Genomic DNA, 1,308 nt, shown 5'->3' with positions numbered 1-1,308 from the left:
GGGTCAGGCGCGGGGTCGGCCCAGGGCGCGGTACGTCCACCCCGCCGCCCGCCACCTGGACGGGTCCAACGCGTTGCGCCCGTCCAGGATCCGCTTCTCCTTCACCAACCCCGAGATCGTCGCCGGCTCCAGGTCCCGGTACTCCTTCCACTCCGTCAACAACAGCACCACGTCCGCACCCCGCACCGCCTCCTCCACGCTCTGGGCGTAGGAGATGTCCGGCACCGCCTTGCGCGCGTTGTCCACCGCCGCCGGATCGGTCAACACCACGTCCCCACCCTGCAGCCGGATCTGCGCGGCCACGTTCAACGCCGGGGAATCACGGATGTCGTCCGACAACGGCTTGAACGCCGCCCCCAGCACCGCCACCCGCTTGCCGATCAACGACCCCTCGCACACCTCCCGGGCCAGGTCCACCATCCGGATCCGCCGGCGCATGTTGATCGAGTCGACCTCCCGCAGGAACGTCAACGTCTGATCGGCCCCCAACTCCCCGGCCCGGGCCATGAACGCGCGGATGTCCTTGGGCAGGCACCCACCCCCGAAGCCCAACCCGGCGTTGAGGAACTTGCGCCCGATCCGGTCGTCGTGACCGATCGCATCGGCCAACTGCGTCACATCGGCGTTGACCTTCTCGCACAACTCCGCCATCGCGTTGATGAAGGAGATCTTCGTGGCCAGGAACGAGTTCGCCGCCACCTTCACCAGCTCCGCGGTCTGGAAGTCGGTCACGATCAACGGCGTCCCCCGCCCCAACGGGGTGGCGTACACCTCATCGAGCAACGCCTTGGCCGCCTTGCCCTCGACGCTGCCGGGCCCACCGGGCACCCCGTACACCAACCGGTCCGGGGTCAGCGTGTCCTCCACCGCGTGACCCTCCCGCAGGAACTCCGGGTTCCACGCCAACGCCGCCCCCGGTTCCCGGTCGGCGACCTTCGCCGCCAGCCGGGCCGCGGTGCCCACCGGCACGGTGGACTTGCCCACCACCAGCTCCCCGGGACCGACATGGGCCAGCACCCCGTCCACGGCGGCGTCGACGTAGGTCATGTCCGCGGCGAACTCCCCGCGCTTCTGCGGGGTGCCCACGCACACGAAGTGCACCGCCGACCCGGCCGCGGCGGACATGTCGGTGGTGAACGTCAACCGGCCGGTGGCCATCGTGCGTTCCAGCAGCTCGGGCAGACCCGGTTCGTAGAACGGGGCCCGCGCGGCCTGCAGGGCCGCGACCTTCTCGGGGTCCACGTCGATCCCGATGACCTCGTGCCCCAGCTCGGCCATGCACGCTGCATGGACGGCGCCGAGGTACCC

Annotated in this window: 1 protein-coding gene; it reads right to left on the bottom strand. The window is 70.4% G+C overall.

Annotated features, from left to right (window positions below; translation table 11 throughout):
• Positions 1–3 precede the first annotated feature (3 nt).
• Positions 4–1,308, bottom strand: a 1,305-nt coding sequence (locus AB2L27_RS20140; RefSeq protein ID WP_370443274.1) for a UDP-glucose dehydrogenase family protein, incomplete at its 5' end; no start/stop codon positions are given.

The organism is Kineococcus halophytocola (assembly GCF_041276425.1).
GTDB lineage: Bacteria > Actinomycetota > Actinomycetes > Actinomycetales > Kineococcaceae > Kineococcus > Kineococcus halophytocola.
This window is presented reverse-complemented; position numbering and strand designations above follow the sequence as displayed.